The 7,135-nt window shown below is 59.0% G+C and carries 6 protein-coding genes; 3 read left to right on the top strand and 3 right to left on the bottom strand.

Annotation, left to right across the window (positions count from 1 at the left end; genetic code table 11):
- A partial coding sequence (locus VNV36_RS16815; protein ID WP_325718730.1) for a lytic murein transglycosylase occupies window positions 1-1,043 on the top strand: 1,043 nt, incomplete at its 5' end.
- Window positions 1,044-1,173: 130 nt separating this feature from the next.
- Here the strand turns inward: VNV36_RS16815 and VNV36_RS16810 are convergent.
- Together VNV36_RS16810 and VNV36_RS16805 are read right to left on the bottom strand one after the other, a co-directional pair.
- Window positions 1,174-2,118, bottom strand: a complete 945-nt coding sequence (locus VNV36_RS16810; RefSeq protein ID WP_325718729.1) for a S66 peptidase family protein — start codon at window positions 2,116-2,118, stop codon at window positions 1,174-1,176.
- A 551-nt stretch (window positions 2,119-2,669) separates the two neighbouring features.
- Window positions 2,670-3,053, bottom strand: a complete 384-nt coding sequence (locus VNV36_RS16805; protein ID WP_325718728.1) for a DUF6124 family protein — start codon at window positions 3,051-3,053, stop codon at window positions 2,670-2,672.
- A gap of 529 nt (window positions 3,054-3,582) precedes the next feature.
- On the opposite strand from VNV36_RS16805, the gene VNV36_RS16800 reads away from it, so the two are divergent.
- Window positions 3,583-3,966: a helicase gene (locus tag VNV36_RS16800; protein ID WP_325718727.1), complete on the top strand. Its 384-nt coding sequence runs from the start codon at window positions 3,583-3,585 to the stop codon at window positions 3,964-3,966.
- Between the two features lie 142 nt (window positions 3,967-4,108).
- Window positions 4,109-5,416: an NHL repeat-containing protein gene (locus tag VNV36_RS16795; protein ID WP_325718726.1), complete on the top strand. Its 1,308-nt coding sequence runs from the start codon at window positions 4,109-4,111 to the stop codon at window positions 5,414-5,416.
- Window positions 5,417-5,660: 244 nt separating this feature from the next.
- Here VNV36_RS16795 and VNV36_RS16790 read toward each other — a convergent pair whose 3' ends face one another.
- Window positions 5,661-7,058, bottom strand: a complete 1,398-nt coding sequence (locus VNV36_RS16790; RefSeq protein ID WP_325718725.1) for an aminoacyl-tRNA deacylase and HDOD domain-containing protein — start codon at window positions 7,056-7,058, stop codon at window positions 5,661-5,663.
- Between the last annotated feature and the right edge of the window lie 77 nt (window positions 7,059-7,135).

The raw sequence follows: 7,135 nt of genomic DNA, 5'->3' as shown, positions 1-7,135 counted from the left end.
TCGCCGGCCTGACCCCCGATCCGCGCGTCGGCGGCCTCGACAACAAGCAGCCGGAGTTCTCCAAGCCGCTGTCGGACTACATCCGCGGCGTCGTCAGCGACACGCGGGTGGCGACCGGCGCGCAGAAGGCGGCCCAGACGCCGCAGCTTCCGGCCATCGAAGCGCGCTATGGCGTCCCGCGCGGCGTGCTCTTGGGCATCTGGGGGATGGAGAGCGGCTTCGGCGCGATCCAGGGCAATTTCGACGTCATCCGCGCCATGGCGACGCTCGCAGCGCAAGGCCGTCGGCGCGGCTTCGCCGAGGACCAGCTGATCGCCGCCCTGGAGCTGATCGGCTCCGGCGAGGTGACCCGCAGCCAGCTGCGCGGCTCGTGGGCCGGCGCCATGGGCCAGACCCAGTTCATCCCCACCACCTACAACACCCATGCGGTGGATTTCGATGGCGACGGTCGCCGCGACATCTGGGGCAGTTCCACCGATGCCTTGGCCTCGACTGCGCATTATCTGCAGAGCTCGGGCTGGCAACGCGGCCAGCCGTGGGGCTTCGAAGTGCGACTCAAAGAGGGCTTCAACTACCCCCTCGCCGATGGTGCGATCCGCAAGCCCGTCTCCGAATGGCTGCAATTGGGCGTCAGCCTGCCCAACGGCGGCCAGGTTCCGGCCGGCGCCGAACACCTGTCGGCGGCCCTGCTGCTACCGGCTGGCTATCGCGGTCCGGCGTTCCTGGTACTCGACAACTTCCGCGCGATTCTCAAGTACAACAACTCTTCGTCCTACGCATTGGCGGTAAGCCTGCTGTCCGAGCGCTTCGCCGGTGGGGGGCTGATCGACGGCCAATGGCCAAAGGATGACCTGCCCCTGAGCCGCAGCGAACGCATCGAATTGCAGACCTTGCTTGGCAAGCATAACTACGACGCCGGCACCCCCGACGGCATCATCGGCGCCAACACCCGCAAGGCAATCCGCAGCGCCCAGCAGTCGTTTGGCTGGCCGGCGGACGGGTACCCGACGCATCAGTTGCTGGAAGGGTTGCGTAACCGCTGAATCAGCTTATGGCGGCTACCGCCATCGCGAGCAAGCTCGCTCCCACATTGGCCCCGCGTTTCTCTGAAAGAACGCGGTCAACTGTGGGAGCGGGCTTGCTCGCGATGACTGACCATCAGGCAACAAACATCTAGCCTCTGACCACCACATCCTGCTCCAACACCAATCTCTTCTCCCCCGCATCCAACGTCACCAATGCCCCCATGGGCAACGTCAGGTTCGGATCACAGTGCCCACTGCGCCAGCCGGACAGCACCGGAATGCGCAACGGTTCGAAGGTCTGCTTGAGCAAGCGGTTCAGCGCCTCGACATCGACCCCCGCCACATCCCCCACCAGCACGCCACGCAATTTGTGCAACGTGCCGGCCAGTCGTAACTGGGTCAGCAGGCGGTCAATGCGATACAGCGGTTCGTTGACGTCTTCAATGAACAGGATCACCCCTTCGGCATCAATCTGATAAGGCGTGCCCATGGTTGCGGCGATGATCGACAGGTTGCCCCCCAGCAGACGCCCGTGGGCGATGCCCGGCTCGACGGTGGTCAAGGGGTAAGCGGCGGGATGGTTCAGCACACTGCCCGCCTTCATCTGCCCACGCAGCAAGCTGAAGAACGAGGTGATGGTCGATGGTTCCTTGTCGCCCAGCAGATCGGCGTTGAGCAGCGGCCCGTGGAAGGTGACGAAGCCTGCGTAACGGCTGATGGCCAGGTGTAGGGCGGTGATGTCGCTGTAGCCGATGAATGGCTTGGGGTTGCGTCGCAGGAGGTCGAAGTCGATGCGGTCCAGCAGGCGGGGCGTGCCGTAGCCGCCCCGTAGGCAGATGATGGCTTTGACTTCTGGGTCGGCGAAGGCGGCGTGCAGGTCGTTCAGGCGTACTTCGTCGCTGCCGGCCAGGTAGTTGTCCTTTTCGTAGACGCCCGGGAATATTCGCAGCTCATGACCCCTTGCGCGCATCCATTGGATGGCTTTGGTTGTGTCCAGGGGGGCGGGGCCGGCGGGGGCGATCACGGCGATCAGGCCTTCTGGCGGGAGTGCCGGGACGGGGTGATGGGGAGTTAGGGTCTGGGGGGCTTCCATAGGTTTCCCGGTTTTTCCGCATGCTTATGGGTGTATATCCGTTTTTTTTGTAACGGCTACTGGCGGTTCCGCTATTACAGCGGGTCACTTTGGAAGAGCGCCAAAAGTAACCAAAAACGCTTTGCCCCACCACTCGGTGCCTCGCCTAGGCTCGGCATGCCCTCACTCCGGCATTGCTCCGTGGGCCCGCCGCGAAGGGCCATCCATGGCCCAGCGCGGCTATCCCGGCATCCATGCCGGGATGCCCACTCCACAATGCCTGCGTTCGGCCAGCGTGGTTAACGGGGCGCTGAGATCAACGTCCACTCCACCGCGAGGCGGCCTGATAGCCGGCCTGGTTCTTGGTGGGATCGCGTTTCCCCTGTGGGAGCGAGCTTGCTCGCGATGGGGCCGTATCAGCTGGCATCGATAGTGCCTGATACACCGCTATCGCGAGCAAGCTCGCTCCCACAGTTGTTTTGTGTTGGCTGCAATATCCGCGACAACCCAATCCCCTGTGGGAGCGAGCTTGCTCGCGATGGCGTCGGCTCAGCCTGCATCAATGCAAAGCGCTACCCGTTGGCACCAGGCGCCGCCGTCTCCTTTGCTTCCAAATGATCCAACGCCCGCTCAACCAGCAACTGAACCCCATCGGCCATGCGGCTGATTGCCAGGGCGATGCAGCGGCGTGAGTCATCCACGTCGTCGGCCAGGTCGGCGGCGATGGTGCTGATCGATTGCAGGTCTTCGGAGGCGTTGGCCAGCAGGGTTTCGGTATCGATGTGAGGGGAGACGATGAAGAGCTGGTTTTTTTCGGGTTCAGGTGGGGAGGAGGGTTGGGGCTTGAGGTAGTAGTCGAGGGCGCGGGTGGCGGCGTCTTCGAGCTTTTTTTCTTCCTGCATTTCGACGCGGGATTTGTGGCCGCTTTGCGGGGGATTCGGAGTTGCTTTGAACATAATGAAACTTCCTGGAAGTGGAGCCGGCACCCTCCGATTGCACGTCGAAAAATGGGTGGCAGCTGTACGTAGGTGTGCAAGACCGGTCCAGGAACCCGGCAGACCCGAAAGTCTCCCACGCGCAGCCGCCATAACAGTCGGCGAGCATAAAAAAATGCTCGGCGAATAGCCATAACGAATGCGTTCCTAGATCGGACTTGCACGTCCGTGTCACCGTTTTTTGCGATGACGAAGAAAGGTTAGCGGGGCTCGGAAGCACTGCCTAGTTCATGAACCGCCCGGCGTGTTGAAGGAAAAGTCCGAGGGTTTGGCGGGGGAAAAGATCAAAAGACTGCAGCCTTCGGCCGCTCCTACGGAAATGGGTGTAGGAGCTGCCGCAGGCTGCGATCTTTTGATTTCAGGTTTTGTGACTTGGCAGTCATCTTTCGCGAAAACAAGCTTATCTTCCGCTAAAGCGATCCGATGATGGCGTTGCGCCGAAGAATCGCTAAACTGCCTGCCATTGATCTTTTCTCACGAGGCGGTGCCCATGAAATTTCGTTTTCTGCTGTGGATGCTGGGGTTGTTGATGGGCAAGGCCAGTCGGACCAATCCAGCGTTCCAGCAGCAGTTGGGTGATAAGGAACTGGTGTTTCAACTGCAAACCCTGGACGGCAAGGTCGCCCGGCATTTCACCGTGAAAAACCAGCGCATCACCAGCCAGTCCGGCACTTACCCGGAGCCTGCCTTCGCCATCGCCTTCAAGGACTCGGCCTATGGTTTTGCCACGATGCAGGCCAAGAACAAGCAACTGGCGTTCATGACGGGGATTCAGGACAAGTCGATCCAGATCAAGGGCAACCCGGCGCTGGTGATCTGGTTTCAGGGGCTGACCAAGTATTTGAAGCCGAGGAAGGCCAAGCCGAAGTCTTAATGAGGAATTACGCTCATTAAATGAATTTTTATTCCGATTAAGGAAACCGAACTGTTAACTCTGACAGGTGTGTAAGTGCTTGGTTTAGGTTTTCATATAGTTTGATGTCAATGTGGACATCATTTTTAGTGGAAGCAATGCCATGATTACTCCAAGCAAAAATTTCAAGCCAGGCACCCTTGATCCATCTTTTGGCACCGATGGAGTACTCCTCGTTCCTATACCGGAAATCAGCGCAAACAACGTGCCGGCGCTTTGCGCTCTTCCGGACAATAAGCTGCTTGCTATCATGCCGTTATTAGGAGCAAGCGCGCCGGTGGTGGTTGTGCGTTTAAATGAAGACGGGACACTCGATACCAATTTCGGTGATTCGGGAGCCGGTTACACTGAGCTACCTTTTATGTCAGGTGAGGATTTGAGTGGTATTAATGCCCTTGCGGATGGAGGAGCCCTGGTTCGCTTTAGATACCCGGAAAATGGGAATGTATATAGCATAATAATAAAGTTACGCTCGGACGGTACTTTCAATAACACCTTCGGAAATAACGGTGTGGTCAGGATTTTAGGCTGGAATCGTTCACAACAAAGCGAAGGGGCTGGAAGCCTGCAAGTAAATGATGAACCATTAGGAAGAGCGCAGGGAGGAAGGCGGTACTCTGCGTTAGAAGATCCAGTCGGCAACATAGTTTTAATCGACGAGATTGACGTCTTTGGGCGAGCCAGGGTTGTGGTGAATCGCCTGAAGTCCGATGGTTCTTTTGATGAAAATTTTAATGGGGGCAGAGCAATTGTCGAACTTCCTGGCGTCGAATATCAATGGCTTTCGCGCGGAGGATTCGCCGTTCAGTCGGATGGACGCGTGGTGGCAACTGGCGTATATGGCGGCGATACGTCTCGGGGGGTGTTTATAGTACGTTTTGATAATTCAGGTAGTCCGGATGTGGGATTCAACAATGGTGCGCCAGTAGTAATTCCCACAAATGCCGACTCCAGGCTCAGCTCTGTTGCAGTGAATATGAGGCAAGATGGGACTGAAAGAATAGTACTGGCAGGCTATGTTGTAACTGGCGGGAATTACAGCGGCTTTATGGTGGTGCTCGACGGTGATGGGTATTACGATCCGCTATTTAACGAAGGACAACCGCTGTACTCTAAGTTTTCTTACGGGAGTTTTTGGTGGTCCAACTGCAATGCACGTAATGATGGTTCAATAATCGCTGTCGGATTTGGGAACAATGAGTTGCATGACGGTGGTACGCTGACCGCTTGTTATCGTGATGATGGCACTTTGGATTCGGAATTCAACGACGGTCAAGGCTTTGTTGTTTATGCTGGGCCTGACGGGTCTAGACCCCCGTCAGATATGGCAGACATGGATGATAGACGGATCGTTATAAGCGGTTTGGGCTTTGACAGAAATAACAACTGGGTCCTTCGCTATCTGGGTTAGTTAGTTATAACGCGACGCGGGCTATGCTCCGTCAGAAAGACGGGCTTGAATGACATCCTTATCGCTCCTGTTCCCCTGCATGCCGCTAGGGGAGCAGGAGCGTTCCGCTTCTGAAACGTGACGCGGAGCGTGGGAACGATCGAAAACAGATATCTCGTGGACGTCGTTCTAGTTCCCTGCGCGACAGCAGCGTCGAAGACGTGGCGGTGGCTCCCTCACCACAAGCTCATCGATCAGCCGGTGGTCAGTGGCTGAACTGCGAAGCCAGTTCCCGCAGCAGCACTTCCGCCTCAAGCACTTTGCTGACCACGTCATTGACCTTGTCCCGAGACAGGCCTACGCGTTCGAGCAGTGCATCGGGGATTTCCTCGTCCGGACCGGAGCCGATACCCCGCGAGCGCAGCAGGCGTACGGCCAGGCAGACCAGGTTCGGGTAGGCGGCGTACTCGCCGTCGTAGTGCGGGTCGTGCTGGAAGCGCAGGGCGGTGGCCAGTTCGTCGGGCATGTCCCAGTAGCGCATCAGCCAGGCGCCGATCTGTTCGCGACTGATGCCCAGCAGGTGCTGTTCCACGTAGCTGTGGCACAAGTGCGGGTTGACTTCCAGGTGCCGGCAGATCAATGAGAAGTGCGGCGGGAACACGTGGGCCAGCAACAGGTAGCCGAAGTTGTGCAGCAGGCCGGACAGGTAGGTCAGGCCGCCTTCCGGGCGCTGGGCGCGGGGCATGGCGCGGGTCAGGCCTTCGATGACGGCGGCGGTGTAGATCGACTGGTGCCAGTACGGCGTGGTGTGTTGCGGGTGGTCCTTGGGCAGGCTCAGGGTCTTGCCCAAGGCCAGGCCCAGCGCCAGGTTGATCACCAGGTCGAAGCCCAGTACGCGGACGATGGCGTCTTCCACTGAGCGAATCTTGCCCGGGGAGGCGTAGTACGGCGATGCGGCCCAGCTCACCACTTGTGCGGCCAGGGCCGGGTCGGTTTCCACGACGCCGGTGATGTCATCGATGGTTGCGTCAGGATCGACCCGCAGCTTGATGATTTTTTGCGCGGTTTCGGCCAGCGGCGGGATCTCGATGGTCTCTTCCAGCCGTTGCTGGATGCGCCGGGCGGTAAACGCCTGGACGGCCTGGGTGATTTCCGCGCGGTCGTCGTGCGGGCGGTCCAGGTTGGGGGTGATGTTGCTCACGGCTTCGCCGAATGTCGCGGCGCTGGCCTTGGTGAGCATGGTCTTGAACGCTTCGCTGGTCACTTCCAGCAACAACCCCGGCTCGCCCGAATTGATCAGCACCTTCGGCTCGCGCAGCAGGCTCTCTTCGTACAGACAGGGGGAACTGGTCAGCGCCGGCAGGCCAGGCAACAGGCTCAGGCTGTGTTTGCCGAGCATGCGCTCCAGGCGTTCGGTGGGTACCGCCGTGAGCTTGCGACCGGTGAGTTCGGCCAGGCGGTTGAGGTCCAGCAGTTGGCTTTGCGGAAACAGCACCATGAGTGCGCCGACGGCATCGTGCAGCAGAACGGCTTGCACTTTGCGTGCAGGGTTCAGGCCCGGTCGTTCGAGTACTTCATCAAAGGCGATGCCCAGTTTTTCGAGCAGCAGCCGAATAACAGACGGAGCGTGCGGGGATTCTGGGACGAGGGCAGCTTCAGTCATGGTCTGTATCCGTTTTCCTACAAGTTGAGCAGTATAACCAGCTTGCCTGGCAGGTGCGGCCGGAAACTGAGAGCGTG

Origin of the sequence: Pseudomonas sp., from assembly GCF_035554175.1 — a bacterium.
Lineage (GTDB): Bacteria > Pseudomonadota > Gammaproteobacteria > Pseudomonadales > Pseudomonadaceae > Aquipseudomonas.
Note: the sequence above shows the minus strand (reverse complement) of the source record. Positions and strands in the feature narration are given on the sequence as shown.

Coding starts and splice junctions, on each gene's coding strand:
- VNV36_RS16790 (WP_325718725.1), bottom strand. CDS start 7,058: ATGACTGAAGCTGCCCTCGTCCCAGAATCCCCGCACGCTCCGTCTGTT.
- VNV36_RS16800 (WP_325718727.1), top strand. CDS start 3,583: ATGAAATTTCGTTTTCTGCTGTGGATGCTGGGGTTGTTGATGGGCAAG.
- VNV36_RS16805 (WP_325718728.1), bottom strand. CDS start 3,053: ATGTTCAAAGCAACTCCGAATCCCCCGCAAAGCGGCCACAAATCCCGC.
- VNV36_RS16795 (WP_325718726.1), top strand. CDS start 4,109: ATGATTACTCCAAGCAAAAATTTCAAGCCAGGCACCCTTGATCCATCT.
- VNV36_RS16810 (WP_325718729.1), bottom strand. CDS start 2,118: ATGGAAGCCCCCCAGACCCTAACTCCCCATCACCCCGTCCCGGCACTC.